The following is a 25868-nucleotide window of genomic DNA, read 5'->3' as shown; positions in this document are numbered from 1 at the left end:
CACATCGGCATTGATCGCGCGTCGCAGGCACTCCGGGAGCCGTCCATGATCGAGTTCGATTTCGGCGCCGTCCTCGCCGAATGGCCGCTGCTGCTGCGCGGTCTCGCATGGACGGTGGGGCTCACGGTGATCGCCGTGCCGCTGGGCCTGCTGATCGCGACGCTGGGCGCCTGGGCCCGCGCCTGCGGGTCGACGGCGCTGCGGCGCGGCGTCGGCGTCTACGTCGAGCTGCTGCGCAACACGCCCTTCATCGTGCAGCTGTTCTTCGTGTTCTTCGGCCTGCCGGCGCTGGGCGTGAAGCTGTCGCCGGAGGCCGCCTCGCTGATCGCGATGACGCTGAACCTCGGCGCCTACGGCACCGAGATCCTGCGCGCCGGCATCCAGGCCGCGCCCAAGGGCCAGTGGGAGGCGGCGCAAAGCCTGGCCCTGGGCCCGACGCAGGTCTTCACGCGCGTGATCCTGCCGCCGGCCTTCAAGCGCGTGTGGCCGGCGATGACCAGCCAGATCGTCATCGTGATGCTGGGAACGGCCGTGTGCGGCCAGATCTCCACCGAGGAACTGAGCTACGCCGCCAACCTGATCCACAGCCGCAACTTCCGCGCCTTCGAGGCGACGTTCGTCGCGCTGGCGATCTACCTGGCGCTGTCGCTGATCACGCGGCGCCTGCTGCTCTGGGCGGGGCCGAAGTGGTTCTTCGGCGGCGGGAGGCGTTCATGATCGAGTTCACCCTCTGGGACATCCTGCGCAATCTGGCGCTCGCGCTGCGCTGGACGGTGGCCCTGTCGCTGATCGCCTTCGTCGGCGGCGGCCTGGTCGGCGCAACGCTGCTGTGCCTGCGCATCGGGCTGGGTCGCAAGACGCAGCGTGTGATCGGCGCCTACGTCGCGATCTTCCAGGGAACGCCGCTGCTGATGCAGTTGTTCCTCGCCTACTTCGGCGTGTCGCTGCTGGGCATCGACGTGTCGGCGTGGACGGCCGCCTCTCTGGCGCTGACGCTCTACACGAGCGCCTATCTGGTCGAGATCTGGCGCGGTTGCGTCGAGGCCGTGCCGCGCGGACAGTGGGAAGCCGCGCGCAGCCTGGCGATGAGCTTCGGCGAGCAGCTGCGCCACGTCATCCTGCCGCAGGCGGCGCGCCTGGCGATCGCACCCACGGTCGGATTCCTGGTGCAGGTCATCAAGGGGACGGCGCTGGCCTCGGTGATCGGCTTCGTGGAGCTGACCAAGGCCGGCGGGATGATCGCCAACGCGAGCTTCAAGCCTTTCCTGGTCTTCGGCTGCGTGGCGCTGTTCTATTTCGTGCTGTGCTTCCCCGTGAGCCTGGCCGCCCAACACCTCGAAAGGAAGCAGCATGGCCGCACTGCCTGACAAGCTGGTCGAGCACGTGATCGACCACCCGATCAACGACATGAACCCGCCGATGACGATGCCGGTGCCGGGCGTGCCGATCGTCCGCATCACCGCGCTGCGCAAGTCCTACGGGACGAACGAGGTGCTCAAGGGCATCGACCTGGACGTGATGCGCGGCGAGGTGATCGCGCTGATCGGCAAGAGCGGCTCGGGCAAGAGCACGCTGCTGCGTTGCATCAACGGGCTGGAGCAGTTCCAGGACGGTTCGCTGCGCGTGGCCGACCGACCGCTGCTGCACGAGAGCGCGATGGCGATGCGTGCGCTGCGGCAGCAGGTCGGGATGATCTTCCAGAGCTTCAACCTGTTCCCGCATCTGAGCGTCGGGCGCAACGTGATGCTGGCGCCGACGCTGGTGAAGCGGCGCTCCGACCGGGACGCCGCCGAGCAGGCACGGGCGCTGCTGGCACGCGTGGGCCTGGCGGAGAAGTTCGACGCCATGCCCGACCAGTTGTCCGGCGGTCAGCAGCAGCGCGTGGCGATCGCGCGGGCGCTGGCGATGGAGCCGCAGGTGCTGCTGTGCGACGAGATCACGTCGGCGCTCGATCCGGAGCTGGTCGGCGAGGTGCTGCGCGTCGTCGAGTCGCTGGCCGACGAAGGCATGACGCTGCTGATGGTCACGCACGAGATGAATTTCGCGCGCAAGGTCGCGGATCGGGTGATCTTCATGCATCAGGGGCGCGTCCATGAGATCGGCACGCCGGCCGATGTGTTCGGCTCGCCGAGGACGCCGGAGTTGAAGCAGTTCCTGAAGTCGCTGGATGACTGATGGCAGGGGCCGGGGAGCGGCCTAGACTGGCCGCGCACGCCGAGGAGCCCCGCCGTGCCCGACCGCCGATCGATCCTCCGATCCACACTTGCGCTGACCGCCAGTGCGTTGGGCACGGCTGCCACGACGTCGTCGCAAGCCGCGGAGCAATCCGCCGCTGGCGACGGCAATCCTGTGCGCAATGCCGAAGTCGCCTTCGCCGCCACGATGGCGAAGCGGGACTTCAAGGCCTTCGCCGAGTTCGTCGCCGAAGATGCGGTCTTCATCGACGGCAGGCAGCCGCTGCGCGGCCGGGCCGCCGTGCTGGCGCACTGGAAGCGCTTTTTCGACGGCCCCGAAGCGCCGTTCTCCTGGGCGCCCGATCTCGTTGAAATGCTGCCGGACGGCAAGCTCGGGTACTCCACCGGCCCGGTGCACGTGAAGGACAAGCTGGTCGCGCGTTTCGCATCGACGTGGCGGCTCGATGCGGACGGTCGCTGGCGCGTCGTCTTCGACAACGGCAGCGAAGTCTGCGACTGCAAGCCGGCGCGTTAGCATCGCTCTCCACGGAAGCGGCGAGTCGACCGCGCGCCGTGACAGGGAGTCACCCATGAGATTCGGATCCGGAGCCCGCCGTCTGGCGGGGACGTTGCTGGCCGTCTGCGCGATGGTCGTTGGGGCTGTCCATGCCGAAGGTCTGACGCAGGGTGATCTCGCGCCCGAGCGGCTCGGTCGAACCCTGGGCGGCGACGAACTGAGCCTGGCCACCCATCGCGGCCAGATCGTGGTGGTCACCTTCTGGGCGACCTGGTGCCCGTACTGCCTGAAGGAACTGCCGCAGCTCGAGAGCCTGCAGAACGTCGCCAAGGGGCGGCTGCGGGTGATCGCGGTGAACACCGAGGACAGGAAGGTCTTCCGCCGCGTGGCCGGCATCATGAAGGACTTCAAGCTCCAGCTCGTCAGCGACGCCGACAAGAGCGCGCAGAAAGCCTATGGCGTGAACGCGCTGCCGCACCTGTTCATCATCGACCGCGACGGTCGCATCGCCGCAATGCACCGTGGTTACGGCGAGGACTCGCTGGAGCGGATCCTCGAGGAGATCAACGCGCAGCTCGCGAAGCCGGTCCCGCCGTCGGTCGAGGCTGGCGCTGCCACATCCGGACCGTCCGCGCCTTGAGTCGCGAGACAGAACTGCGGCGACCGACGCCGTGGCTCCTTGGCGTATCGACGGCGCTCGCCTTCCTGCCGTCGATCGGAACTGCTGCCGAGAGCCGCTGTTTCGGCACCGTGGCCAACGGGCGCATTGCCGACAGCGCTCGCCTCCCGTTGAGCGGCCCGAACTTCTCGGCCTACAGCACCATCGCCGCCGGGGCGGGTCGGACCTACGTGCACTCGTCGGTGGCGCGCATCGTCGAGCGCAGCTACCGGACGTTGGAGACCACGATGCCGGGCACCGTCTTTGTCTACGGTGAGACAGGCTTCGCCGACGGCGGGCGCTTCAAACCGCACCGCACCCATCAGAACGGCACCTCGGTGGACTTCTTCGTTCCCGTGAAGGACGGCAAGGGCCGGTCCGTGCCGCTCCCCACGCCTGTCACGCAGCGCTTCGGCTACGACATCGAGTTCGACAAAGAGACGCGGCACGGCGAGTACCGCATCGACTTCGAGGCGTTGGCCGAACATCTCTACCAGCTCGACGCCGCGGCGAAGGCAGAGGGCACCGGCATCGCGCTGGTCATCTTCGACAATGCCTATCTGCCGAAGCTATTCGCGACGAAGCGCGGCCCGTGGCTGGAGAAGCACCTCAGCTTCATGCGAAGTAAGCCATGGGTGCGCCACGACGAGCATTACCACGTGGACTTCGCGATCCGCTGCAAGGCGGCACCGACAGCGCCTCGATCCTGAGCCGCGTGCAGCGGCCCCGTCCGCTCAAGCGAACCAGTCGTCGTCCGGCAACTGCTCGAACACCCGCTTCAAGCCGCCGCCCCAGCCCTGGCTGATCGTCTTGAAGTACGGATCGTCCTTGGTGATCCGGTGCGGCTCGGCCGGCGCGAAACTGTCGGTCTTGTAGAGCAGCATGTCGATCGGCAGGCCCACCGACAGGTTGCTGCGGATCGTCGAGTCGAACGAGATCAGCGCGCACTTGGTCGCCTCGGCCAGCGAGCTGTCGAAGTCGATGACGCGGTCGATGATGGGCTTGCCGTACTTGGACTCGCCGATCTGCACGTAGGGCGTGTCTTCCGTGGCCTCGATGAAGTTGCCCTGCGGATAGACGTGGAAGACGCGCGGCGCCTCGCCCCGGATCTGTCCGCCGACGATGAAGTTGGCGCCGAAGTCCACGCCCTGGTTCAACTGGCCGACGCCGTCGCTGTCGCGTGCGACGACTTCCTTCAAGGTCTTGCCCACCAGCTCCGCGACGTCGTACATCGACGTCAGGCTCATCAGGTGGCGGCCGTTGACGGTCGCGCGCTGGCGCAGCAGGCTGACCACGCTCTGCGTGGTCGCCAGATTGCCGGCGGTGAGCAGCGTGACCAGGCGCTCGCCCGGCTGCTCGAACAGGTTCATCTTGCGGAACGTGGCGATGTGATCCACGCCCGCGTTCGTGCGCGAGTCCGACGCGAACAGCAGGCCGGCGCGCAGCCGCATGGCAACACAGTAAGTCATGGACGGAAGGTTAGCGCATCAGGCTTGCAGCGCGCCGTCGTGGTGCGCGCTCATTGCTGGTCGGTCGTGCCGGGCTTCACGAGCACTTCCGCCCGCATCGTCTCCATGCCGCCGCCGGTCCGGACCCCGCGCACGGGGCAGGCGTCCAGGTAGTCCGCCCCGGTCGCCAGCTTCACGTAACGCCCGTCCGCCAGGCACTGGTTGCTGATGTCGTACCCCAGCCAGCCGCCCGCCATGCCGTGCGCGGAACCGGCGTCGCCGGCCGCGGGCAGCCGCACCTCCGCCCAGGCGTGGCTCGCCACGTGCTCGAAGTCGGTCGCGAGGTAGCCCGACACGTAACGCGCCGGCAGCCCCAGCAGCCGCGCGCAACAGACGAAGACCTGCGCGTGGTCCTGGCAGACGCCGTGGCCGGTCTCGAAGGCCTCCGCCGCCGGCGTCGCCGCGTCGGTGTAACCGCGCACGTAGGGCATGCGTTCGCCGATGGCCGCCATCAGCGCGAGCAGCGCGCCGTGCGCGTCGGCCTGGGCCGCCTCCGCGAAGCCGGCGGCGAACTGCCGCAGCTGGTCGTCCGCGCGCGTCAGCGGGCTGTCGCGCAGGAACAGCGGGGAGGGCAGTTCCTCCTCCGGGTCCGGCGTGGGCGGCGCATCGTCGGTATCGACCTCGCCGATCGCGCGCAGCACGATGTCGCGCCGCGGGCCGTCCAGGCTCAGCACATGCATCGTGTTGCCGAACGCGTCCTTGCAGGCGCTGGCGGGCGAGGGCAGCTCCAGCTGCCAGTGCAGCACGCGCAGCCCGCGCGTGGGACGCGGCGTCAGCCGCAGGTACTGCGTGCTGCGCGCCACCGGTGAGTCGTAGGCGTAGACGGTCTCGTGCGAGATGTGCAGATGCATGGCGCTGTCCCTGGTTTCACTGCGCCTCGAAGTAGGCCTGCTGGATGTCGCGGCCCAGCCGCGCCGAATCCTGCAGGAAACCCGTCAGCCAGGGATGCAGCCCCTGGTCGAGGATCTCGTCCACCGCACCATACTCCAGCCGCAGCGCCAGCCGGCCGGCGCTCTGCTTGACCTTGCGCCCCGCGTCCTCGTCGCCGCCGCGCGCCTCGATCTGCGGCAGCACCGCGCGGATCTCGTCGCAGCACGCGCGCAGCGAGCGCGGCACGTCCGGGCGCAGGATCAGCAGCTCCGTCACCCGGCGGCCGTTCAGGCTGTCGCGGTAGGCCGCGTGGTACGCCTCGAAGGCCGACAGCGAACGCAGCAGCGCGTTCCACGCATAGAAGTCGGGCGCGCTCTCGCTCGGCGCATCGACCGGCGCGAGGGTGTCCACCGCCGGTGCGATCAGCTGCGACTTCACGTCCAGCAGCCGCGCGGTGTTGTCCGCGCGTTCGACGAAGGTGCCCAGCCGGATGAAACAGTAGGCGTCGTTGCGCTGCAGCGTCCCGTAGGTCGCGCCGCGGAACAGGTGGGAGCGCTCCTTCACCCAGTCGAAGAACGACGAGGGCTCGGCCACGCCCTTGCGCGCGAGTTCGCGGGCTTCCAGCCAGCTGGTGTTGATGGCTTCCCACATCTCGGCGGTGATCTGGCCGCGCACGGCGTGCGCGTTCTCCCGCGCCTGCCGGATGCACGACAGCACCGAGGCCGGGTTCTCCAGGTCGATCCCCATGAAGCGGAAGAGCTGCTCCGCGCTCAGGCGCGGGTGGCGCGCCTGGTAGGCCTCCAGCGTGCCGGTGACGGCGAGCGGCGCGGCGAGTTCCGTCGCGGCGCCGCGCGACTGCGGCAGCAACGACAGCGAGTGCGTGACGTCGAGCATGCGCACCAGGTTCTCGGCGCGCTCCATGTATCGGCTCATCCAGTAGAGCTGTGCGGCGGTACGGCTGAGCATGGTTCAGTTCTCCAGGATCCAGGTGTCCTTGGTGCCACCACCCTGGGACGAATTGACGACCAGCGAGCCCGCCTTGAGCGCCACGCGCGTCAGACCGCCGGCGACCATGTTGACCTCGCGCCCCGAGAGCACGAAAGGCCGCAGGTCGATGTGGCGCGGGGCGATGCCGCGCTCGACGAAGGTCGGGCAGCTCGACAGGCACAGTGTCGGCTGGGCGATGTAGTTCGAGGGATTGGCCTTGACGCGTTCCTTGAAGTCCGCGACCTCGGCGGCCGTCGCGGCCGGCCCGACCAGCATCCCGTAGCCGCCGGCGCCGTGGACTTCCTTCACCACCAGCTCGGCCATGTTGGCCAGCACATGGTCCAGGTCCTGCGGCTTGCGGCACTGCCAGGTCGGGACGTTGTGCAGGATGGGCTCCTCGCCCAGGTAGAAGCGGATCATGTCCGGCACGTACGGGTAGATGGACTTGTCGTCCGCGACGCCGGTGCCGACCGCGTTGGCCAGCACCACGTGGCCCTGCTTGTAGACCGACAGCAGCCCCGGCACGCCCAGCATCGAATCCGACCGGAAGGCCAGCGGGTCGAGGAAGGCGTCGTCGATGCGGCGGTAGATGACGTCCACGCGCTTGGGACCGACGGTGGTCCGCATGAACACGAAACCGTCCTTGACGAACAGGTCCTGGCCCTCGACCAGCTCCACGCCCATCTGCTGGGCGAGGAAGGCGTGCTCGAAGTAGGCCGAGTTGAACGGCCCCGGCGTCAGCACGACCACGGTCGGGTTGTCGGCCAGGCTGGCCTGGCGCAGCGTGTTCAGCAGCAGCGCCGGGTAGTGGGCGACCGGCGCGATCGAGTACTTCGCGAACAGCTCCGGGAAGAGCCGCATCATCATCTTGCGGTTCTCCAGCATGTAGCTGACGCCGGAAGGCACGCGCAGGTTGTCCTCCAGCACGTAATAACCGCCGTCGGAATGTCGGATCAGGTCCACGCCGGTGATGTGGGCGTAGACGCCCAGCGGCAGGTCCAGCCCCTGCATCGCCGGCTGGTACTGCGCGTTGGCGAAGACCTGCTCGGCGGGGATCAGGCCCGCCTTCACGATCTCGTGGTCGTGGTAGATGTCCCACAGGAAGCGGTTGAGCGCGGTGACGCGCTGGCGCAGGCCCTGCTCCAGCATCCGCCAGTCGTCGGCGGGGACGATGCGGGGCACGGTGTCGAAGGGGATCAGCCGTTCGGCGCCGGCCTCGTCGCCGTAGACGGCGAAGGTGATGCCGACCTTGTGGAACAGCAGGTCGGCCTCGGCCCGCTTCTTGGCCAGGGCGTCGGGCGTCTGCGCGTGCAGCCAGTCCGCGAAGGCCTGGTAGCTGGGCCGGATCGCGCCGCTTTGCAGCAGCATCTCGTCATAGTGGCCAGCGGCCGGAAGGGTCAGCGCATGCATGAGGTCTCCAGGGACGGACCGCCTCCGGGTGGCGGTCGGAAGGGGCCGGTTGCAAGCGCCGTGCCCACCCCCGTCCGGCGGGCAGGCCGGCCAGGCCCCCAGCTTGACCGCTTTTGGTGCGCCTGCACAGCCCGCCCCCCGACGGTGCCCGGACAGGGTCGGGCTTTGCCCGCCGCTGGTGCAGTGGCACTATCCCGCGTTGCGGGCCGCGCCGGCTCTCGCTACAACTGCGGAGATGCACGACAACTCCCAGGTCCTGACGCCGCCTCCGGCGCCCGGCAACCCGAACGGCGCAGGCGGATCGGGCGCCGACGGCTTCGTTCCCCCGCGCGGCTCGCGCGCCTCGCTGGGCCGCTGGCTCACCGCCATGGTGCTGTCGGCGGTGGCGGCGGCGCTGCTGATCTCCGCGCTGCTGATCGAGAACTTCGCCCGCGCCCACGCCGAGCGCCGCGCGGTCGAGTCGCTGCGGCAGGTCGCGGTCGACTTCCGCGACGCACTGGATCGCGGCATGGCGCAGCAGTTCAAGGAGGTCCGGGTGCTGGCGCAGCTGGAGCCCTTCCGCCGTTTCGACGACCCCGAGGCGATGCGTCGCGCGCTGGACCAGGTGCAGGTCGGCTTCGATCACTTCGCGTGGCTGGGCGTCACCGACAGCCAGGGCAAGGTGCTGGCCGCCGCCGGCGGGCTGCTGGACGGCGTCGATGTCTCCAAGCGCCCGTGGTGGCAGGGCGCGAAGGGGGGCCAGCCCTTCGTCGGCGACGTGCACGCGGCCCTGCTGCTGGAGAAGCTGCTGCCGCGCCAGAATGAGCCCTGGCGCTTCGTCGACTTCGCGATCCCGCTGCTCGACCAGCGCGGTCAGCTGCAGGGCGTGTTCGGCGTGCATCTGAGCTGGGGCTGGGCGCGCCAGATCAAGAGCGAGCTGATCGACGCGACCTTGTCGTCCCATCAGGCCGACGCCTTGGTCCTCGGCAAGGACGGCGCGGTGATCCTGGGCCCGTCGGACCTGGAGGGCAAGAAGATGCCGATCGGCATCGAGCAGGGCCAGGGCCTGCGGCATCACGAGGCCGACGGCGTCGACTACTTCGCCGTCAGCGTGCCGAGCCAGGGCTACGGCCTGTACCCCGGCCTGGGCTGGACGGTGCTGGTGCGGCAGCCGGTGGCGGTGGCGCTGTCCGACTACTACGGGCTGCGGCGCCAGATCATGCTCAGCGCGATCCTGCTGCTGGCGGCGGCCGTGCCGCTGAGCTGGTGGCTGGCGCGGCGCATGAGCCGCCCGCTGAACGAGCTGTCCGACGCGATCGCGCAACGCCGTCACCTGAGCGAGGACGCGTTGCCGGTCGTCGGCGGCTACCGCGAGGCGGCGCTGCTGTCGCACGCGCTGACCGACCTGGCGCACCGGCAGGCCGAGCAGGACCGCTCGCTGGCGGCGTTGAACGCGTCGCTCGAGCGTCGCGTCGAAGCGCGCACGCTGGAACTGCACGAGGCGGTGCTGCGCCACGAAACCAGCGAGCGCCGGCTGCGCACGATCGCGGACAACCTGCCGGTGCTGATCTCCTACATCGACGCGGAGGAGCGCTTGCAGTTCCTCAACGCGACCTTCCGGACCTGGATGGGCATGGAGCCGGAGGCGGCGTTGGGCCGGACCTTGCTGGAGGTCATCGGCCCGGTGCTGCATGCGCAGCGGCAACCGTTCCTGAAAGCGGCGCTGGCGGGCGTGCGGCAGCGTTTCGAGACACGCTCGGAGACCAACGGGGTGGCGCGGGACATGCTCGCCGAGTACGTGCCCGACCTGCGCCCCGACGGCAGCGTCGCGGGCGTCTACACGCTGGCGACCGACATCACGCCGTTCAAGCAGGTCGAACGGGAGCTGGATCAGCTGAGCCGCGTCGACCCGCTGACCGGGCTGCCGAACCGGCGCCAGTTCGAGTCCCGCCTGTCCGAATCGATCGCCCGCACGCGGCGCAACCAGCGGACCATGGCGCTGATGTTCATGGACCTGGACCATTTCAAGCAGATCAACGATTCCCTGGGCCATGCGGCCGGGGATGTGGTGCTCCGCGCCTTCTCCGATCGCGTCCGTGGCGCGATCCGGGAGACCGACCAGCTCTGCCGGCTGGCCGGCGACGAGTTCGTGCTGATCCTGGAGAACCTGCATTCACCGCAGGAGGCGACGCTCGTCGCGGAGAAGGTGCTGGAGGTCGTGAAGGCGCCGCTGACCTTGCAGGGGCAGGCGCTGCAGCTGTCGACCAGCATCGGCATCGCCTGCCACGACGGCGGGGCCGAGGGCGACGTCGCGCTGCTCGGCCGCGCGGACGACGCGCTCTACGCCGCCAAGGCGGCCGGGCGCGGCGGCTGGCGGCTGGCGGACTGAGGCGCGACGGGTGCAGCGCCTCCGGCGGCATCAGGTGTAATGCGGACATGGTTGCCCGCTCGACTCCCGCCCGCCCCTCACCCCGCCCGGCATCGGACCCGGCGCCCAGGCCGACGCTCAAGCTCCGCATGCGCGTCACCGTCGGCGACGTCATCGCCATCGGGCCCGGCAAGATCGCGCTCCTGGAAGCACTCGACGAGACCGGCTCCATCACCGCGGCAGCCAAATCCCTCGACATGTCCTATCGCCGCGCCTGGCTGCTCATCGATGAGACCAACCGCGCACTCAAGGAACCCGCGGTCGCCACCGCCGCAGGCGGCGCCAAGGGCGGGGGAGCGCCCTCACCGAATCAGGACGGACGTTGATCTCGCTCTATCGGCAGATCGAGGAGACGGCGCTCCAAGCGTGCAAACCCGAGATCAAGCAGCTGCTCAAATTGCTGGCCGGCTGAATACAGGCACGAGTGGCGCGCAAGCCGGCAACGCCGGTGCCCCTCTGCGCTCACAGTCTTCGCTTCGCTCAGGGTTCGCTTCGAGGGGCACCGGCGTCGCCGGCTTCGAACCATTGAGGTCATCGCCATCGTCATCGTCATCGCGCGGGTCGCGATATCGAGGGCATCGAGGCGGCGTGGGCGCAGTGACGCTCGTGCGCGTGGCGGGCAGGCCCGTGTTCGAGCAGCGTCCTTCGCAATATCCTGGGATATATTGCGGCCACTTTCGTGTCCATCCTTCGAGGGAATCGCCATGCGTCCGACCCCGTTCAAGTTCGCCCGCCGCGCCGCCGTGCTGACCCTCGCGCTGATGGCCGCGGGCCTCGCGCACGCCGCCGACGTGACCGTCTCCGCCGCCGCCAGCCTGACCAACGCCTTCAAGGAACTGGCACCGGCCTTCGAGGCCGCGCACCCCGGCACGAAGGTGCAGTTCAACTTCGCCGCGTCGGACGCACTGCTCGCCCAGATCGCCAAGGGCGCGCCGGTCGACGTGTTCGCATCGGCCGACCAGGAAACCATGGACAAGGCCCAGCAGCAGAAGCTGCTGGTCGAGGGCTCGCGTCGCAACTTCGTCAGCAACGCGCTGGTCGTGATCACGCCGGTGGAGAACGGCGTGGCGCTGAAGTCGCTGGCCGAGCTGCAGCAGCCCGCCGTCAAGCGCATCGCCATCGGCAAGCCGGAAGGCGTGCCCGCCGGCCGTTACACGAAGGCCGCGCTGGAGAAGGCCAACCTGTGGACCGCCATCGAGCCGAAGGCCGTCTTTGCGCAGAACGTGCGTCAGGCGCTGGACTACGTGTCGCGTGGCGAGACCGAGGCCGGCTTCGTCTACGCGACCGACGCCTTCGTGCTGAAGGACAAGGTCCGCATCCTGTTCAGCGTGCCGACCGAGACGCCGATCTCCTACCCGATCGCCGTCACCAACGGCGGCGCGAATGCCGACGGCGGCAAGCAGTTTCTGGACTTCGTCGCCTCGGCCGCCGGCCAGGCGGTGCTGGCCAAGTACGGCTTCCAGAAGCCCTGAGCCGCAGACCGGCTGACGAGGTCTGACTGAGGAGCGCCGTCCCCCGTGGAATCCGCCTGGATCGCGCTCGCGCTGTCGCTGAAGGTCGCCGGCTGGGCCACCGCGCTCAACCTGGTGCTCGGCGTCGCCGCCGGCTTCGCGCTCGCGCGCCTGCGCTTCCCGGGCCGGGAGCTGCTGGACGCCATCCTGACGCTGCCGATGGTGCTGCCGCCGACCGTCCTCGGCTACTACCTGCTGGTCGTCATCGGCAAGCGCGGCTGGCTCGGCGCCTGGCTGTGGGACACCTTCGGGATCAACCTGATCTTCACCTGGCAGGGGGCGGTGATCGCGGCGACCATCGTCGCCTTCCCGCTGGTCATGAAGTCGGCGCGCGCCGCGTTCGAAGGCGTGGACCCGCAGCTCGAGCGCGCCGGTCGCGTGCTCGGCCTGGATGAATGGGCGCTGTTCTTCCGCGTGACGCTGCCGATGGCGTGGCGCGGCGTGCTGGCCGGCGTGCTGCTGGCCTTCGCCCGCGCGCTGGGCGAGTTCGGCGCGACGCTGATGGTCGCCGGCAGCATCCCGGGCAAGACCCAGACGCTGTCGGTGGCGGTCTACGAGGCGGTGCAGGCCGGGCAGGACGACACCGCGAACCTGCTGGTGCTGATCGTGTCGCTGACCTGCATCGTGGTGCTGCTGGTCGCCGGACGGCTGGCCGGCCCGAGGAGCACGGCATGAGCTTCGAGGTCCGGATCCGCAAGCGGGTCGAGGGGGCGGTCGAAGCTTCGAGCTCGACGTGGCCTTCAGCACCGACGCCCGGCGCACGGTGATCTATGGGCCGTCGGGCGCGGGCAAGAGCCTGACGCTGCAGGCGATCGCGGGTCTGCTGAAACCCGACGAAGGGACGATCTACGTCGACGGCCATCCGGTGTTCGACAGTGCGTCCCGCATCGACATGCCGGCGCGCGAGCGACGGCTGGGCTACCTGTTCCAGGACTATGCGCTGTTTCCGCAGCTGACGGTGCGGCAGAACATCGCCTTCGGGCTGAAGCGCGGCTGGCGGAATCCGTCGCGCCATGACGGCGGCGAGGCGGTCGACCGCTGGATCCAGGCCTTCGAGCTGGAACGCGTGGCGCAGCAGCGGCCGCATCAACTGTCCGGCGGGCAGCGCCAGCGCACCGCGTTGGCCCGGGCGCTGGTGAACGAGCCGCGCGCGCTGCTGCTCGACGAGCCGTTCTCTGCCCTCGATCCGGACCTGCGCGGCCGCATGCGGGCGGAGCTCGACACGTTGCTCGAGCGCATCGGCATGCCGATGCTGATGATCACGCATGACCCCGAGGATGTGGCGCGCTTCGGCGACCACCGCGTGGTGCTCCGCGACGGCAAGGTGCGCGACGTCGAACCGGAACGATCCTGACAGCACCTGCCCTCCGTGCCCTGAGAATCGGGCGTCATGGAGAGCGACGGCATGAGGCAGTCAGAGGAGGCTCCGGCCCGGAGCCGGCGTCCGGAGGCGGACGGGGTCAGTCATTGCGACCTCGTCATGAAGGGCGGTGTCACCAGCGGCGTGATCTATCCGCGGCTGGTGGCCGGGTTGTCCGATCGATACCGGTTCAAGAACATCGGCGGCACCTCGGCGGGCGCGATCGCGGCCGGGGCCAGCGCCGCGGCGGAGTTCGGCCGCCAGCGCGGCCACGCCGGCGCGTTCGAGCGACTGGCCCGCCTGCCGGAGGAGCTCGGCGCCGGGTCGCCGGAGACCGGATCGTCGGGCGCAAGACCTGGCCCCGGTCGCAGCCGGCTGTTCACGCTCTTCCAACCGGTCCCCGCCTTGCGCCGCCATTTCGAGGTGCTGACGCGGGCGCTCGGGAAGCCGGCGGGCGCGGCGGTGGCGTCGGTGCTCGCCGGCATGGTGGCGATGCATGGGCTCGTGGCACTCGCGATGGCCGGCGCCGGCGCGGTGCTGCTGGTGCCGTATGCCCGGCTGCTCATGCCGGACAGCGGGTCCGGCCCGTGGACGACAGTGGCTGCGCTCGTGGGACTGGCCGTGTTCGCCGCGCTCCTGACCGCGGCCGTGATGGGCGTGGTTCTGCTGCTCTTCACCCGAAGCCTGCTTCGCGGACTCCGGGACAACGGCTACGGCCTGTGCAGCGGCCTGACGCAGCCCGGACAGACGAAGCAGATGGGGCAGATGGGGCAGATGGGGGTGACAGGGCAGACGGGGCAGGGCGGACAGACCGCGCTGACCGACTGGCTGCACGGCTACTTCAATGAGCTGGCCGGCAAGAGCGTCGATGGACCGCCGTTGAGCTTCGGGGACCTGTGGGGGCCGGATCCGGCGACGCGCCGCATCCACCTCGAGGTCATCACCAGCGCGGTCAGCCAGCAGATGGTCTACAGCATCCCGTTCCGATCGGGGACGCCGATGTTCTATTACGACCCGCTGGAGTGGTCGCGGCTGTTCCCGCCGGCGGTGATGGCGGCGCTGGCGGCGCCGTTCGGCCAGGGGCATGACGGCCCGGTGATCGAGAGTGCCCAGGGCCGGGAACTGCACCCGTTGCCACGCCATGGCGACCTGCCGGTGGTGGTCGCGATCCGGATGAGCCTGAGCTTCCCGCTGCTGCTGTCGGCGGTGCCGCTGTACGCGGTGGACTGGTCGCGCACCGCCAACCAGCGCACGCAGACCGCGGTGCGCGCCGCGGCGACGGCCGAGGAACGCCGCCGCCTGAGACTGCGCGCGACCCGGATCTGGTTCTCCGACGGCGGCATCGGCAGCAACATGCCGCTGCATCTGTTCGACGCGATGCTGCCACGGCATCCGACCTTCGCGGTCAACCTGAAGCGTCCGCATCCGGACCATGCGATCGAGCCCGAGGGGCCGGGCAACGACAGCGGACGGACCTACCTTCCGGAGGATGACCGGGGCGGCCGCCTGCGCTACTGGCCGGAGCCCGACCTTGTCGACGGCTGGGAGCAACGCGCGCCGGACGCGCGGGAGAAGGCGCCGCTGGCGGGACTGACCGGCTTCCTGTGGAGCATCGTCGGCACGATGCAGAACTGGCGCGACGAGATCCTGTTCCCGACACCGGGCTTCCGCGACCGCATCGTCCAGATCAGCCAGCGGGCCGACGAGGGCGGGCTCAACCTGACGATGCCCGCCGGCACGATCGCCGCGCTGGCGGAGGCGGGCGGCCTGGCCGCCGAGCGGCTGATCGCGCGTTTCCATCCCTTGGGGGCCGAGGGGGCGCGGGCTGGGAGAGCCACCGGCGCGCCCGACTGACGACCTTCCTCGGCGCGATGCAGCCGGCGACGGTCGGGCTGGTCTCGGCGATGCGATCAGGGGCGGGAGCGGCCGCGGGAACGGGAACGGGAACGGGAACGGGAACGCTGGCGGACTGGCTGGTGCTGCTCGACACCGACACGCGCTACCAGCGCTCGTCGGCGTTGCGGGCCGAGGCGGCCCGTTTCCTCACCGGCCTGGACGGGCTCGGCGCGGCGACGCCGCACAAGCTGTCGGGCCAGCCGCGCACACTGGACCTGGGCTCGCTCAAGCCGATCCCGCAGGTGCGCCTGATGCCTCGGATCTGAAGATCGCCCACGCCGCTGCCCCGCCTGCCACGGGGCCGACACGACTTAACGGCGGCTTGATATCGGTGTACGGTACCGATGACAACATCGCGCCGCATCGCGGTCCGATCTCCCTTCGGGCCGGTGTCGAGGAGAACGAACATGATGTCCGACAAGAACGTCCGGGGATCCATCGGCCGACGGTTGGGGCTGGTCCAGGCCCTGGTGCTGGTGATTGCGCTGATCGGATCCGCGATGGGTTATCTGGGACTGAGCCGCGTGGCGGCGCAGACGGAGGCCATGTACCAGGAGACCATCGTCACCGAGCGGGTGGCCTCCGACTGGTACCGCAATGTCTTCAACGGCGGGACGCGCACGACGGCGATCGCCGTGAGCGCGGACCCGGCCCTGGCGACCTTCTTCGCCGAACAGGCGGCGGAGTCGACGAAGTCCTCCAGCGAGCTGCAGGCCCGGTTGGACAAGCTGCTCGACTCGCCGGAGGAACGCGCCGCCTTCGATCGCGTGGCGGAGCTGCGCAAGGCCTACATCAAGGTGCGCGACACGATCACCGAGGCGAAGAAGCAGGGTGACCCGGCGCGGGCGAAGCAGCTCTTCGACGAGCAGTTCAAGCCGGCCGCGGCGGCCTATCTGGAAAGCATCCGCGTGATCGCGCAGCAGCAGCGGGATCAGCTCGACACGTCGCTGAAGGCGCTGGCGGAGACCAATGCACGGGCGCGGACCGCCCTGGTGGTGTTCGGGCTGGTCGCGCTTGCGGCGGGTGGGGCCCTGGCGGTGTGGCTGACCCGGTCGATCACGCGTCCGCTGGCGCAGGCGGCGGAAGTGGCCGACGCGATCGCGCGCTTCGACCTGACCGGCCGCATCGAGACGACGGGGGGCGACGAGACCGGTCAGTTGCTGCGGTCGCTGAGCGAGATGCAAGGCGCGCTGGTGCGCCTGATCGGCGAGGTGCGCGGATCGACGGACAGCATCGGCACGGCGAGCGCGGAGATCGCCACCGGCAACATGGACCTGTCGGCGCGCACGGAGCAGACGGCGTCCAACCTGCAGCAGGCGGCGGCGTCGCTGACGCAGCTGACGGGCACGGTGCGGCAGACGGCGGACGCGGCGACGACGGCAAATCAGCTGGCGGGTTCCGCGGCGGAGACGGCGCAGCGCGGCGGCGCGGTCATGGGCCAGGTCGTGGCGACGATGGGCGAGATCAGCGACAGCTCGCGGCGCATCGCCGACATCATCGGGACCATCGACGGCATCGCCTTCCAGACCAACATCCTGGCGCTGAACGCGGCTGTCGAGGCGGCGCGGGCGGGCGAGCAGGGCCGGGGCTTCGCGGTGGTGGCGAGCGAGGTGCGCTCGCTGGCGCAGCGCAGCGCGCAGGCGGCCAAGGAGATCAAGACGCTGATCGCCACCAGCGTGGACCGGGTGGAATCGGGCTCGCGCCTGGTCAGCGACGCGGGCACGACGATGAACGACATCGTGACCAGCGTGCAGCGCGTGACAGACATCATTGCCGAGATCCGCGCGGCTTCGCAGGAGCAGAGCGACGGCATCAACCAGGTGAACGCCGCGGTGGGTCACCTGGACCAGATGACGCAGCAGAACGCCGCGCTGGTCGAGGAGGCGGCCTCGGCGGCGGAGAGTCTGAAGGATCAGTCGAAGCGACTGTCGACGGCGATCGCGGTGTTCAGGTTGACCTGAGGTGGCCGGAGCCGCCCGGACCGCCCGGTCGGTCCGTGGCGGAATGGCCGGCGAGGATCTCGGCCTCGCGCGCCGGCGCCAGCGTCGCCACCTGCTTGCCGGCGTCCCAGTCCGCCTCCCGCGGTGAGTCGGCCCAGGCCAGCGTGTCGGTGACCGTGTCCTGGATCGGGCGGGTCGTGAGGCCCGCGGCAACGGCGCGGGACGCGTCGCCCAGCAGCATGCCACCGAAGGCCGGATCCTCTTCGGGCAGCCACAACGGCAACCCGGTCCACGGCGCGACCCCGAGCACGAGCAGCATGGCATCCGGCTTCCAGGTGAAGCGGGCGTCGCTGTCCGGCGCCGCTTTCGCACAGGCCTCGAGCAACGCCTTCATCGTCAGGCGGGGGCCCACCGCGTTGAATGCGCCGGTGGCGCGCGACTCCGCAAGCTTCAGGCAGAACGCGGCGAGGTCGCGGACATCGATGACTTGCACCGGCCGCTCGGGCCGTCCGGGCGCGAGGATCTCCCCGCCGCGCGCGACGCGCGTCGGCCAGTACGTGAATCGACCCGTCGGATCATGCGGGCCGACGATCAGGCCCGGGCGCACGACCGCGTGCCGGTCGGGCAGGGCGTTCGCGAGCGCCTCTTCGGCACGGGCCTTCAATGGCCCGTAGCCTTCGCTGCCTTCAGCGAGTGGCGTCGATTCATCGAAGACGCGATGCGGCGGGAACACGCCGTATGCCGAGATCGAGGACACGAGCACCACATGCGGTGCGCCCGTGTCGAGTGCGGCGACGGTGCGCTCGACCTGCGCCGGGTTGAATGCGGTGCAGTCGATGACCGCATCGAACGTGCGGCCGCGCAACGCGCTCATGTCGCCGTCGCGATCGCCGATGAGGCGCTCGACCTCGGGGAACAGACCCGCCCCGTGCCGCCCGCGATTCAGCATGGCGACCGTGTGGCCGCGCGCCAGCGCGGCGGTGATGACGTGGCGACCGAGGAAGACGGTGCCGCCGAGGATGAGGAGGCGCATGGCGAGCCTTCGATGGACCTGTGGACGGACCAGTATCCGCCTCGCCGGTCGTCAGAACGGAAGTTCCATCTTGGTCGCCTGGGCGCTGTCGAACAGATGCTTCGTCAACGGGTAGTCGGCGCTGTCGCTGTTCGTGAAGAACTCAAAATCGCTTCCTTGCGCATCCCGATAGACGAAACGGAAGACGCCGCAGTCCTCCCGGCCGTTGAACGAGTAATGGAGGGAGACCGCGAAGTCTTTTTCCTTCCAGGCGACCGCGTCGAACAGGTCATATTCCCACGGGATCTCACCGGCCTCGGTACGTTGGAGGAGCCTTGAAACGAAGCGTCGGATCTTGTCAGGGAACATGGTTCGCAGTCCTTCCAGAAATGAGTTGTTCAAGGATCTCTTTGGCGGCCAGGAGCGCCTGTTGAATCTCGACTGAGCCTCGTTTGGAGCGGGATGCCGTGGCGGCTGCTCGAACCGACTCCTGCAAGAGTTCTTCAACCTCCGCGAGCTTTCCGGACAGCGCCTCAGGACTGGTGCTCGGCATTGCTGCGCGGAGGAATGAGCGTCGAACTTGTTGGAGGCCTTGCAGGGCGGTTCCGAAGCGCTTGTCGATGACGTCATCGTTGATGCGATCGATCATCAGCAGGCATTCGCTGAAGAGGGTTGCACGATCCACCTTCCGTGCCTCAGCGAGGAGCGCCCGCGCCTCGGCGCGGATCCCTTTGGAGATGCTGATGGCTTGCAGCACCTCGCACACCGTGATCAGCAGACCGATGAAGGTCGCGACACCGCCGATGTAGCTGAAGCGGTCGAAGGTGTCCTTGTCGGACAGGACCTGGATGCGGAAGTGATACGCGGCCCACACGATGCCGACGCTGGCCGCGCCGTAGGCGAGCCTGATCCAGTTCTCTTTGAGCAGTTCCATCCGAAGACCTCTTGGCGGGCGTGAAGCCAGCTCCAGCGAGGTGCAGACCTGGCGGTCGCCCTGGAGCAGAGGTGAGGAACTTTAGGGAAATCCCTTCGCGGAGCAATCGCACAAATGGCGGCATCCGCGTGAGCGATTTTGCGTGTCGGTGCGCCCGCCGATGGGGGATCGCGTCGTGCGGCGACAGAAAGCAGAAAGCCGGTTGCCACGTTCGTGACAACCGGCTTCTCGGTATTCTGGTGCGACCGGCAAGAATCGAACTTGCGACTAAGCCTTCGGAGGGCCCAATGATATCCACTTCACCACGGTCGCCGCGGGAAGCGCGCATTCTAGCCTTCTTCTGACCCTCCTCGACCCGAGTCCACGCGTCCGGTCGAAACAGCACCATCGCGAACACCTGCGCGACCCTCGCGCAACACCTGCCCCACCAACGTGCCGACCTTGACGAAAGCCCCAGGGTGGGGCGGCAGGGGGCTGGCTATACTGCGCCGATTTGCTGTTCCCCGGTCCGGTTTTCCCAGGGCGGTCCGTCATCCGACACCCCCTCAGAAACCCGGATTCGCTTTCTGCCGTAGTCGATTCGAGCCACGAGGAATTCATGAGCGGAACCCAGGACCACGCCAACGCCCAGGACACGCACGCCGAAGGACACGACGCCCACGAGGGCCCGATCAAGACCCCCAAGCAGCTGATCGTCGCGGTCTTCTTCGCCTTCGTCATTCCGATCGTGATCATCGTGATGCTCGCGAACTACGTGTCCAGCGAGATCAAGCCGGGCGCCGGCGGCACCGGCCTCGAGGGTGAGGCCGTCGCCGCCCGCATCCAGCCCGTGGGCTCGATCGAGCTCAAGGACCTGACCAACCCCGCCGCCATGAAGTCCGGCGAGCAGGTCTTCCAGGCCCAGTGCTCCGCTTGCCACGCCACCGGCGCGGCCGGCGCCCCCAAGCTCGGCGACCACGACGCCTGGGGCCCGCGCGTGAAGTCCGGCTTCGACACCCTGGTGCACTCCGCCCTCAAGGGCAAGGGCAACATGGGCCCGCAGGGCGGCGGCGACTTCAGCGACTTCGAGATCTCCCGCGCCGTGGTCTACATGGCCAACCAGGGCGGTGCCAAGTTCGACGAGCCCAAGCTGCCCGCAGCCGCTGCTTCGGGCGCCGATGCGGGCGCTTCGGCTCCCGCCGCTCCGGCCTCCGGCGCTTCGCAGTAAGCCTCGCGCCCCACAGACACGAAAGCCGGCCCGCGGGTCGGCTTTTTCGTGGGCGATCGGGTGAGCGGCCGTCCGGATCCGCACCACCGTTCCTCCAAGGAGGGTCAGTCCTTGCCCGATGCCGCCTTCGGGTCGACGGGCGTCAGCACCACCTCGTGCAGGAGGATCAGCTCGTTGTGCGTGGCCTCGCCCAGCGGCCAGCGCCCCGACTCGATGGCGTCCGCGGCCAGGCCCACGTCCTGCGTGTGGACCAGTCCGAACCCCAGATCGGTCTCAAGGAACAGCCGGTCCTGCTCATCCAGCACGGCGACGGCGACCTGGGCCTCGCGCCCGGTGTGGCTCAGGACGCGGCCGTCGGGTTGCAGCCGCCAGATCCAGGGCGCGACCTCCAGCTGCACGTAGACCCGCTGCGGGCCGTTCTGGAAGAACCAGGCACCCTGGTCGTCCGAGGCGTAGTTGCGCTCGATGAAGCCGATCAGCTTGTCGTGCACGATGCGGCTGCCCTTGACCGCCGGGAACGGGCCGGCGGCCTGGATGCGCTCGTCGCGCATGTACCAGTCGCCGCGCGCGTCCAGCGCCAGCCAGCCGTAGCAGTGCGGCACGTTGGGCCACTTCTTCAGCGCCGCTTCGACGATCGCGTCCATGAGCATTCCTTTCCGGTCGTGGTCCGCAAGGCGGGCCGATGCGGCTCCGTGCGCACGGCTCAGAGCCGCGTCGCCAGCCAGTCGGTCACGCGCTCGGGCATCGTGCGCACATGGCCGGGCGGCCGGCCCGACGGGAACCCGACATGCCCGCCCTCGCGCGGCTGCCACAGCGTCACGTGCGCGCCGACATGGCTCTGCTCCGGCAGGCTGTGTGCCGGCACGAACGGATCGTTGCGCGCGTTCAGCACCAGTGCCGGGATGCGGATCCGCGCCAGGTGCGGCTTGGCCGACGCGCGCAGCCAGTAGTCGTCGACGTCCCGGAAACCGTGCACCGGTCCGGTGAAGATGTTGTCGAACTCGTAGAGGTTGCGCACCCGCCGCATCCGCTCGGCGTCGAACAGACCCGGATGCTGCTTCAGCTTGCTCATCGCCTTGGGCATCATCGTCCGCAGGAACATGCGCGTGTAGACCAGCTTGTTGAAGCCCTTGCCGATCGCGTGGCCGGCCGCCGTCAGGTCGATCGGCGAGCAGACCGAGCAGACGGCCTGGACGGTCGACGACGCGCTCTCGCCGGCCTCCTGCGCCCAGCGCAGCAGCGCGTTGCCGCCCAGCGAGATGCCGACGGCGATCATCGGCCCGCGGTGCGCGGCGCGCAGCTGCTCCAGCATCCAGCCGATCTCGGTGTAGTCGCCGGAGTGATAGGCCCGCGGCGCGAGATTGAGCTCGCCCGAACAACCCCGGAAGTACGGCATCGCGAAGGCCCAGCCCCGTTGCTGCGCCACGGCGGCGAAGGCCTGCACGTACTGGCTGTCCACCGAGCCTTCCAGGCCGTGGAAGAGCACGAGCAACGGCCGTTCGGCGGGCGCGGACGCCGCGTCCGTTCCCGTTGCTGCTGATGTGGCGGGATCGACCAGGTGCTCGACGTCGACGAAGTCGCCGTCCGGCGTCGACCAGCGTTCGCGGCGGAACTGGGGGGTGGGCCTTCGTAGCGTCGCGCGAACAGCGCGGGCCAGATCGTCTGCGCGTGACCTCCGGGCAACCAGGGAGGTGCCTGGTACTGCATGGACAACCCTCTCAATGCAGCGTCGTCGGCGCGCCCGCGGACACGATCGACAGCTCCTGCTTCACGTCCTGCGACGTCCCCGGACTGGCATGGTGCGCGACCATGCGCCAGCCCAGCGCCGTCTTCAGGTAGACATTCGTGGCGACGACCCACGCGCTCTGCACGCCGTCCTCGTCGGTGATCTCGACGCGCTCCAGCACCTGGTGGATCGCCGTCTCGCCGTTGACCAGCTTGCGCTGGCACTCCGGGTGGACGGGGATAGCACCTCTGGCGAAGATCTGCTCGAAGCTCGCCCGGATCGCCGCTGCGCCGACGACGCGGGGGCCGCCGGGATGCACGCAGCAGACCTCGTCCTCGTCGCCCCAGACGGCCATCAGCCGTTCCAGGTCGCCGGCCTGCAAGGCCTCGTAGAACTGCGCTTCGGTGTCCTCCGGAGAGGCCAGCAGCAGGGCGGTCTGAGGCTTGCGCACCATGGGTCTCGTTCCTTGTTCAAGGGAGCGGGCGAGGGCCGACGACCATGCCGTCGACCATCGCGGCTCAGTGACCGGAGGGCAGGTGCTCGCCGGCCTTCAGCTTGTACAGCGTGCCGCAGTACGGGCAGGCGCCCTCGCCGGTGTGGCTCAGGTCGATGAAGACGCGCGGGTGGTTGCTCCACAGCGGCATCTTGGGATTCGGGCAGAAGACGACGCCCGGACCCTGCAGGTCCTGTGCGGTGACTTCGACGGTGGCCTTGGGCGTGGTGGTGTTGGCGCTCATGATCTTGTTCTTGAAAGCTTGCGGAGGCTGGCAGTCCGGGGTCGGGGAGGTCGGCGACGGCCGCCCGCTCAGACCACGCTCAGCCAGTGGGCGTACTTGGGATTGCGGCCGTTGACGATGTCGAAGAAGGCCGACTGGATCTTCTCGGTGATCGGGCCGCGGCTGCCGCTGCCCAGCTCGATCCGGTCCAGTTCGCGGATCGGCGTCACTTCGGCGGCGGTGCCGGTGAAGAAGGCCTCGTCCGAAATGTAGACCTCGTCGCGGGTGATGCGCTTCTCGACCAGCTGCAGGCCCAGGTCCTGGCAGATCGCGAAGATGGTGTTGCGGGTGATGCCGTTGAGCGCGCCCGCCGACAGGTCCGGCGTGTAGACGACGCCGTTCTTGATGATGAAGAGGTTCTCGCCCGCGCCCTCGGACACGAAGCCCGAGGCGTCCAGCAGCAGCGCCTCGTCGTAGCCGTCCTCGGTCGCTTCCATGTTGGCCAGGATCGAGTTGGTGTAGTTCGACACCGTCTTGGCCTGCGTCATCGTGATGTTGACGTGGTGGCGGGTGTAGCTGCTGGTCTTGACGCGGATGCCGCGCTTGAGGCCTTCCTCGCCCAGGTAGGCGCCCCAGGCCCAGGCGGCGACCATCAGGTGGATCTTGTTGCCCTTGGGGCTGACGCCCAGCTTCTCGCTGCCGATCCAGGTCAGCGGACGCAGGTAGCAGCTGGCCAGCTGGTTCTCGCGGACGACCGCCTTCTGCGCTGCCTCGACCTGCTCGATCGAGAACGGGATCTTCATGCGCAGGATCTTGGCGCTGTTGAACAGGCGCTCGGTGTGCTCGCGCAGCCGGAAGATCGCGGTGCCCTTGTCGGTCTGGTACGCGCGCACGCCTTCGAAGGCGCCGCAGCCGTAGTGCAGCGTGTGGGTCAGCACATGGATCTTGGCGTCGCGCCAGTCCACCAGCTCGCCGTCCATCCAGATCTTGCCGTCGCGATCGTCCAGAGACATGGGTCTTCCTTTGCGGCCGCGAATGGGCCGGGTGCTGCGAAGTCGGGATTTTATGCGGCCGGTGTGTCGGCGGGGGCGGCCGATTCGGGCGCCTGGGCGCGGATCAGCGTCCATCGCGTGACCACGCTCTTGTCCATGACCACGTCCACCGCGTCGCCGCCGGTGTCGGTCCAGCGGTAGGTGTGCTCCTCGACCTTCACACCGAGCGACTTGCACATGCGGATCAGGTCGATCAGCTTCATCCCGGCGTGCAGCTTCGAGTTCAGCATGATCGCGCTCGACACGTGCCCCAGCGGCGAGCGCTGCGCCGTGCGCATGACGCGCATCAGCTGCGAGAACTGCAGCAGCAGGTAGAAGATGACGGCGGAGGTGCCCAGGACGGCGCCCTTCCAGCCGAAGAAGTAGGTGCCGAGGACGATGGCGGCGAGGGCGAGGAGGATGCCGACGAGGCGATTCATGCGGGGGAACTCCGAAGGGGGTGCCGAAGGGGGATGCCCGGGTGGGACCGAACCCGCGATTGTCGTCGGGCCGCGGCGGCGGCGGGTGTGGCGATTGCGGATGCCGCTGTCGCCTGCGCCGTTGCCCGCGCCGACGCCAGGGCCGGCGTTGGCATTGGCATTGGCATCGGCGCCGGGACCTGCCCTGTCACAACCCGCGCAGGATCTCGATGGCGTCCTCGATGCGGGCGACCGGGTGGACCGTCAGGCCGTCGATCGGTTTCTTCGGCGCGTTGGCCTGCGGCACGACGGCGATCGAGAAACCCAGCTTGGCGGCTTCCTTCAGCCGCTCCTGGCCCCGCGGCGCGGGGCGGACCTCGCCGGCCAGGCCGACCTCTCCGAAGGCGAAGAAGCCCTTGGGCAGCGGCTTGCCGCGCAGCGAGCTCTGGATGGCGAGCAGCACGGCCAGGTCGGCGGCCGGCTCGCTGATGCGCACGCCGCCGACGGCGTTGACGAAGACGTCCTGGTCCATCGTCGCGACGCCCGCGTGCCGGTGCAGCACCGCCAGCAGCATCGCGAGGCGGTCGCGCTCCAGGCCCACCGACAGCCGGCGCGGGCTGGGCCCGCCGCCGTCGACCAGCGCCTGCAGCTCCACCAGCAGCGGCCGCGTGCCTTCCAGCGTGACCAGCACGCAGGAGCCGGGCACCGGCTCGCCGTGCGTGGACAGGAAGATCGCGCTCGGATTGGTGACGCCCTTCAGGCCCTTCTCGGTCATCGCGAAGACGCCGATCTCGTTGACCGCGCCGAAGCGGTTCTTGATCGCGCGGACCAGGCGGTAGCTGCTGTGGGTGTCGCCCTCGAAATAGAGGACCGTGTCGACGATGTGCTCCAGCACGCGCGGCCCGGCCAGCGCGCCCTCCTTGGTCACGTGGCCGACCAGCACCATCGCGCAGCCGCCGGACTTGGCGGTGCGGGTGAGCTGCGCGGCGCATTCGCGGACCTGCGCGACCGAGCCGGGCGCCGAGGACAGCTGCTCGGAGTACATCGTCTGGATGGAGTCGATGACGCAGAAGTCGGGCTGCTCCACCTCGATGGTGGCCAGGATCTTCTCCAGGCCGATCTCGGCCAGCACGCGCACCTGGGAGCCGTCCAGGCCCAGGCGGCGGGAACGCATCGCGACCTGCGCGCCGGATTCCTCGCCGGTGACGTAGAGCACCTTCATCTGGCGGGACAGCGCGTCCACCGCCTGCAGCAGCAGCGTCGACTTGCCGATGCCCGGGTCGCCGCCGATCAGCACCACGCCGCCGGTGACGATGCCGCCGCCCAGCACGCGGTCCAGTTCCTCGAGCGAGGTCGGCGTGCGCTCGAAGTCGCGGGCCTCGATCTCGGACAGCGTCGCGACGGGCTGGCTGCGGGCCAGCGCCTGGAAGCGGTTCTTGCCGGCGGCGGGTTCGGCGGCGGTCTCGACGAGGGTGTTCCAGGCACTGCAGGACGGGCAGCGGCCCAGCCACTTGGCGCTGGTGGCGCCGCATTCGGAGCAGACGTAGTGGGATTTCTGGGTGGCCATGGGCCGATTGTCGTCGCC

27 protein-coding genes, 1 tRNA gene and 2 pseudogenes are annotated in these 25868 nt (G+C 69.2%); 15 read left to right on the top strand and 15 right to left on the bottom strand.

Going from position 1 to position 25868, the window contains the following annotated elements; genetic code table 11:
• Positions 1-45 precede the first annotated feature (45 nt).
• The 6 genes from ACQ86G_RS06290 to ACQ86G_RS06265 are packed head-to-tail and all read left to right on the top strand — an operon-like array spanning position 46 to position 4059.
• Positions 46-717, top strand: coding sequence for an amino acid ABC transporter permease (locus ACQ86G_RS06290; RefSeq protein WP_431259795.1), 672 nt, complete (start codon positions 46-48; stop codon positions 715-717).
• Positions 714-1367: an amino acid ABC transporter permease gene (locus ACQ86G_RS06285; RefSeq protein WP_431259794.1), complete on the top strand. Its 654-nt coding sequence runs from the start codon at positions 714-716 to the stop codon at positions 1365-1367. The genes ACQ86G_RS06290 and ACQ86G_RS06285 overlap by 4 nt, the downstream gene beginning before the upstream one ends.
• A 40-nt stretch (positions 1368-1407) precedes the next feature.
• Positions 1408-2175, top strand: coding sequence for an amino acid ABC transporter ATP-binding protein (locus ACQ86G_RS06280; protein ID WP_431261346.1), 768 nt, complete (start codon positions 1408-1410; stop codon positions 2173-2175).
• Between the two features lie 54 nt (positions 2176-2229).
• Positions 2230-2709 carry a YybH family protein gene (locus ACQ86G_RS06275; RefSeq protein WP_431259793.1) on the top strand — a complete coding sequence of 160 codons (480 nt, stop codon included), beginning with the start codon at positions 2230-2232 and terminating at the stop codon, positions 2707-2709.
• A 55-nt stretch (positions 2710-2764) separates the two neighbouring features.
• Positions 2765-3331 (top strand): TlpA family protein disulfide reductase, encoded by a 567-nt coding sequence (locus tag ACQ86G_RS06270; RefSeq protein ID WP_431259792.1) that lies wholly within the window; start codon positions 2765-2767, stop codon positions 3329-3331.
• On the top strand, positions 3328-4059 hold the full coding sequence (locus tag ACQ86G_RS06265; RefSeq protein WP_431259791.1) for a penicillin-insensitive murein endopeptidase: 732 nt from the start codon (positions 3328-3330) through the stop codon (positions 4057-4059). The genes ACQ86G_RS06270 and ACQ86G_RS06265 overlap by 4 nt, the downstream gene beginning before the upstream one ends.
• 24 nt (positions 4060-4083) lie before the next feature.
• Here ACQ86G_RS06265 and ACQ86G_RS06260 read toward each other — a convergent pair whose 3' ends face one another.
• The 4 genes from ACQ86G_RS06260 to ACQ86G_RS06245 form a co-directional block, all read right to left on the bottom strand.
• Positions 4084-4800, bottom strand: coding sequence for a peptidase (locus ACQ86G_RS06260; RefSeq protein ID WP_431259790.1), 717 nt, complete (start codon positions 4798-4800; stop codon positions 4084-4086).
• Positions 4801-4868: 68 nt separating this feature from the next.
• Positions 4869-5708 carry a transglutaminase family protein gene (locus tag ACQ86G_RS06255; protein WP_431259789.1) on the bottom strand — a complete coding sequence of 280 codons (840 nt, stop codon included), beginning with the start codon at positions 5706-5708 and terminating at the stop codon, positions 4869-4871.
• Between the two features lie 16 nt (positions 5709-5724).
• Positions 5725-6693 carry an alpha-E domain-containing protein gene (locus tag ACQ86G_RS06250; RefSeq protein ID WP_431259788.1) on the bottom strand — a complete coding sequence of 323 codons (969 nt, stop codon included), beginning with the start codon at positions 6691-6693 and terminating at the stop codon, positions 5725-5727.
• A gap of 3 nt (positions 6694-6696) precedes the next feature.
• Entirely contained in the window at positions 6697-8124 is a 1428-nt protein-coding gene (locus tag ACQ86G_RS06245) for a circularly permuted type 2 ATP-grasp protein (RefSeq protein WP_431259787.1), read from the bottom strand.
• Positions 8125-8359: 235 nt separating this feature from the next.
• Here ACQ86G_RS06245 and ACQ86G_RS06240 point away from each other — a divergent pair, with 235 nt between their 5' ends.
• The 8 genes and pseudogenes from ACQ86G_RS06240 (at position 8360) to ACQ86G_RS06205 (ending at position 17259) form a co-directional block, all read left to right on the top strand.
• Complete coding sequence (locus tag ACQ86G_RS06240) at positions 8360-10492, top strand: diguanylate cyclase domain-containing protein (RefSeq protein ID WP_431259786.1); 2133 nt, start codon at positions 8360-8362, stop codon at positions 10490-10492.
• Positions 10493-10620: 128 nt separating this feature from the next.
• Positions 10621-10857 carry a winged helix-turn-helix domain-containing protein gene (locus ACQ86G_RS06235; protein ID WP_431259785.1) on the top strand — a complete coding sequence of 79 codons (237 nt, stop codon included), beginning with the start codon at positions 10621-10623 and terminating at the stop codon, positions 10855-10857.
• Between the two features lie 378 nt (positions 10858-11235).
• Positions 11236-12003, top strand: a complete 768-nt coding sequence (gene modA, locus ACQ86G_RS06230; RefSeq protein WP_431259784.1) for a molybdate ABC transporter substrate-binding protein — start codon at positions 11236-11238, stop codon at positions 12001-12003.
• Between the two features lie 45 nt (positions 12004-12048).
• A complete protein-coding gene (gene modB, locus ACQ86G_RS06225; protein ID WP_431259783.1) occupies positions 12049-12717 on the top strand; it encodes a molybdate ABC transporter permease subunit in 669 nt (222 codons plus the stop codon).
• Positions 12714-13396: pseudogene (locus ACQ86G_RS06220) on the top strand (sulfate/molybdate ABC transporter ATP-binding protein). Before modB ends, ACQ86G_RS06220 begins: the two are co-directional and overlap by 4 nt.
• 126 nt (positions 13397-13522) lie before the next feature.
• Positions 13523-15256 carry a hypothetical protein gene (locus ACQ86G_RS06215; protein ID WP_431259782.1) on the top strand — a complete coding sequence of 578 codons (1734 nt, stop codon included), beginning with the start codon at positions 13523-13525 and terminating at the stop codon, positions 15254-15256.
• A 17-nt stretch (positions 15257-15273) separates the two neighbouring features.
• A complete protein-coding gene (locus tag ACQ86G_RS06210) occupies positions 15274-15564 on the top strand; it encodes a hypothetical protein (RefSeq protein WP_431259781.1) in 291 nt (96 codons plus the stop codon).
• 141 nt (positions 15565-15705) lie between these two features.
• Positions 15706-17259, top strand: coding sequence for a methyl-accepting chemotaxis protein (locus tag ACQ86G_RS06205; protein WP_431259780.1), 1554 nt, complete (start codon positions 15706-15708; stop codon positions 17257-17259).
• On the opposite strand, the gene ACQ86G_RS06200 is transcribed toward ACQ86G_RS06205, so the two are convergent.
• From ACQ86G_RS06200 to ACQ86G_RS06185, 4 genes are all read right to left on the bottom strand, one after another.
• Positions 17246-18271: an NAD-dependent epimerase/dehydratase family protein gene (locus tag ACQ86G_RS06200; protein ID WP_431259779.1), complete on the bottom strand. Its 1026-nt coding sequence runs from the start codon at positions 18269-18271 to the stop codon at positions 17246-17248. The genes ACQ86G_RS06205 and ACQ86G_RS06200 overlap by 14 nt on opposite strands.
• A gap of 51 nt (positions 18272-18322) precedes the next feature.
• The gene (locus ACQ86G_RS06195) at positions 18323-18619 is read right to left on the bottom strand and encodes a hypothetical protein (protein ID WP_431259778.1); all 297 of its coding nucleotides are present in this window, start codon (positions 18617-18619) and stop codon (positions 18323-18325) included.
• Positions 18609-19184 (bottom strand): hypothetical protein, encoded by a 576-nt coding sequence (locus ACQ86G_RS06190; RefSeq protein ID WP_431259777.1) that lies wholly within the window; start codon positions 19182-19184, stop codon positions 18609-18611. Before ACQ86G_RS06190 ends, ACQ86G_RS06195 begins: the two co-directional genes overlap by 11 nt.
• 237 nt (positions 19185-19421) lie before the next feature.
• Positions 19422-19496: transfer RNA gene (locus tag ACQ86G_RS06185), tRNA-Arg, on the bottom strand.
• A gap of 286 nt (positions 19497-19782) precedes the next feature.
• On the opposite strand from ACQ86G_RS06185, the gene ACQ86G_RS06180 reads away from it, so the two are divergent.
• Positions 19783-20391, top strand: coding sequence for a c-type cytochrome (locus ACQ86G_RS06180; protein ID WP_431259776.1), 609 nt, complete (start codon positions 19783-19785; stop codon positions 20389-20391).
• 104 nt (positions 20392-20495) lie between these two features.
• On the opposite strand, the gene ACQ86G_RS06175 is transcribed toward ACQ86G_RS06180, so the two are convergent.
• The 7 genes and pseudogenes from ACQ86G_RS06175 to radA all read right to left on the bottom strand — a co-directional run bounded on the left by ACQ86G_RS06175 (position 20496) and on the right by radA (position 25850).
• The gene (locus ACQ86G_RS06175) at positions 20496-21035 is read right to left on the bottom strand and encodes a DUF2946 family protein (protein ID WP_431259775.1); all 540 of its coding nucleotides are present in this window, start codon (positions 21033-21035) and stop codon (positions 20496-20498) included.
• Between the two features lie 59 nt (positions 21036-21094).
• Positions 21095-22098, bottom strand: a pseudogene (locus tag ACQ86G_RS06170) (YheT family hydrolase).
• Positions 22099-22109: 11 nt separating this feature from the next.
• Entirely contained in the window at positions 22110-22571 is a 462-nt protein-coding gene (locus ACQ86G_RS06165) for a YybH family protein (protein ID WP_431259774.1), read from the bottom strand.
• Between the two features lie 64 nt (positions 22572-22635).
• On the bottom strand, positions 22636-22854 hold the full coding sequence (locus ACQ86G_RS06160; protein WP_067279675.1) for a zinc-finger domain-containing protein: 219 nt from the start codon (positions 22852-22854) through the stop codon (positions 22636-22638).
• A 68-nt stretch (positions 22855-22922) separates the two neighbouring features.
• On the bottom strand, positions 22923-23846 hold the full coding sequence (locus ACQ86G_RS06155; RefSeq protein ID WP_431259773.1) for a branched-chain amino acid transaminase: 924 nt from the start codon (positions 23844-23846) through the stop codon (positions 22923-22925).
• Between the two features lie 50 nt (positions 23847-23896).
• The gene (locus ACQ86G_RS06150; RefSeq protein WP_431259772.1) at positions 23897-24304 is read right to left on the bottom strand and encodes a hypothetical protein; all 408 of its coding nucleotides are present in this window, start codon (positions 24302-24304) and stop codon (positions 23897-23899) included.
• A 187-nt stretch (positions 24305-24491) separates the two neighbouring features.
• Complete coding sequence (radA, locus tag ACQ86G_RS06145) at positions 24492-25850, bottom strand: DNA repair protein RadA (protein WP_431259771.1); 1359 nt, start codon at positions 25848-25850, stop codon at positions 24492-24494.
• Positions 25851-25868: the final 18 nt, after the last annotated feature.

The organism is Roseateles chitinivorans (assembly GCF_050632145.1).
GTDB lineage: Bacteria > Pseudomonadota > Gammaproteobacteria > Burkholderiales > Burkholderiaceae_C > Roseateles > Roseateles chitinivorans_B.
This window is presented reverse-complemented; position numbering and strand designations above follow the sequence as displayed.

Bases quoted from the DNA above. Each gene is read 5' to 3' on its own strand.
- modA (WP_431259784.1), top strand. From the start codon at position 11,236: ATGCGTCCGACCCCGTTCAAGTTCGCCCGCCGCGCCGCCGTGCTGACC.
- ACQ86G_RS06160 (WP_067279675.1), bottom strand. From the start codon at position 22,854: ATGAGCGCCAACACCACCACGCCCAAGGCCACCGTCGAAGTCACCGCA.
- ACQ86G_RS06270 (WP_431259792.1), top strand. From the start codon at position 2,765: ATGAGATTCGGATCCGGAGCCCGCCGTCTGGCGGGGACGTTGCTGGCC.
- ACQ86G_RS06200 (WP_431259779.1), bottom strand. From the start codon at position 18,271: ATGCGCCTCCTCATCCTCGGCGGCACCGTCTTCCTCGGTCGCCACGTC.
- ACQ86G_RS06260 (WP_431259790.1), bottom strand. From the start codon at position 4,800: ATGCGGCTGCGCGCCGGCCTGCTGTTCGCGTCGGACTCGCGCACGAAC.
- ACQ86G_RS06165 (WP_431259774.1), bottom strand. From the start codon at position 22,571: ATGGTGCGCAAGCCTCAGACCGCCCTGCTGCTGGCCTCTCCGGAGGAC.
- radA (WP_431259771.1), bottom strand. From the start codon at position 25,850: ATGGCCACCCAGAAATCCCACTACGTCTGCTCCGAATGCGGCGCCACC.
- ACQ86G_RS06175 (WP_431259775.1), bottom strand. From the start codon at position 21,035: ATGGACGCGATCGTCGAAGCGGCGCTGAAGAAGTGGCCCAACGTGCCG.
- ACQ86G_RS06280 (WP_431261346.1), top strand. From the start codon at position 1,408: ATGAACCCGCCGATGACGATGCCGGTGCCGGGCGTGCCGATCGTCCGC.
- ACQ86G_RS06205 (WP_431259780.1), top strand. From the start codon at position 15,706: ATGATGTCCGACAAGAACGTCCGGGGATCCATCGGCCGACGGTTGGGG.
- ACQ86G_RS06215 (WP_431259782.1), top strand. From the start codon at position 13,523: ATGAAGGGCGGTGTCACCAGCGGCGTGATCTATCCGCGGCTGGTGGCC.
- ACQ86G_RS06235 (WP_431259785.1), top strand. From the start codon at position 10,621: ATGCGCGTCACCGTCGGCGACGTCATCGCCATCGGGCCCGGCAAGATC.
- ACQ86G_RS06190 (WP_431259777.1), bottom strand. From the start codon at position 19,184: ATGGAACTGCTCAAAGAGAACTGGATCAGGCTCGCCTACGGCGCGGCC.
- ACQ86G_RS06210 (WP_431259781.1), top strand. From the start codon at position 15,274: ATGCAGCCGGCGACGGTCGGGCTGGTCTCGGCGATGCGATCAGGGGCG.
- ACQ86G_RS06195 (WP_431259778.1), bottom strand. From the start codon at position 18,619: ATGTTCCCTGACAAGATCCGACGCTTCGTTTCAAGGCTCCTCCAACGT.
- ACQ86G_RS06155 (WP_431259773.1), bottom strand. From the start codon at position 23,846: ATGTCTCTGGACGATCGCGACGGCAAGATCTGGATGGACGGCGAGCTG.
- ACQ86G_RS06255 (WP_431259789.1), bottom strand. From the start codon at position 5,708: ATGCATCTGCACATCTCGCACGAGACCGTCTACGCCTACGACTCACCG.
- ACQ86G_RS06285 (WP_431259794.1), top strand. From the start codon at position 714: ATGATCGAGTTCACCCTCTGGGACATCCTGCGCAATCTGGCGCTCGCG.
- ACQ86G_RS06180 (WP_431259776.1), top strand. From the start codon at position 19,783: ATGAGCGGAACCCAGGACCACGCCAACGCCCAGGACACGCACGCCGAA.
- ACQ86G_RS06240 (WP_431259786.1), top strand. From the start codon at position 8,360: ATGCACGACAACTCCCAGGTCCTGACGCCGCCTCCGGCGCCCGGCAAC.
- ACQ86G_RS06245 (WP_431259787.1), bottom strand. From the start codon at position 8,124: ATGCATGCGCTGACCCTTCCGGCCGCTGGCCACTATGACGAGATGCTG.
- ACQ86G_RS06250 (WP_431259788.1), bottom strand. From the start codon at position 6,693: ATGCTCAGCCGTACCGCCGCACAGCTCTACTGGATGAGCCGATACATG.
- ACQ86G_RS06150 (WP_431259772.1), bottom strand. From the start codon at position 24,304: ATGAATCGCCTCGTCGGCATCCTCCTCGCCCTCGCCGCCATCGTCCTC.
- ACQ86G_RS06290 (WP_431259795.1), top strand. From the start codon at position 46: ATGATCGAGTTCGATTTCGGCGCCGTCCTCGCCGAATGGCCGCTGCTG.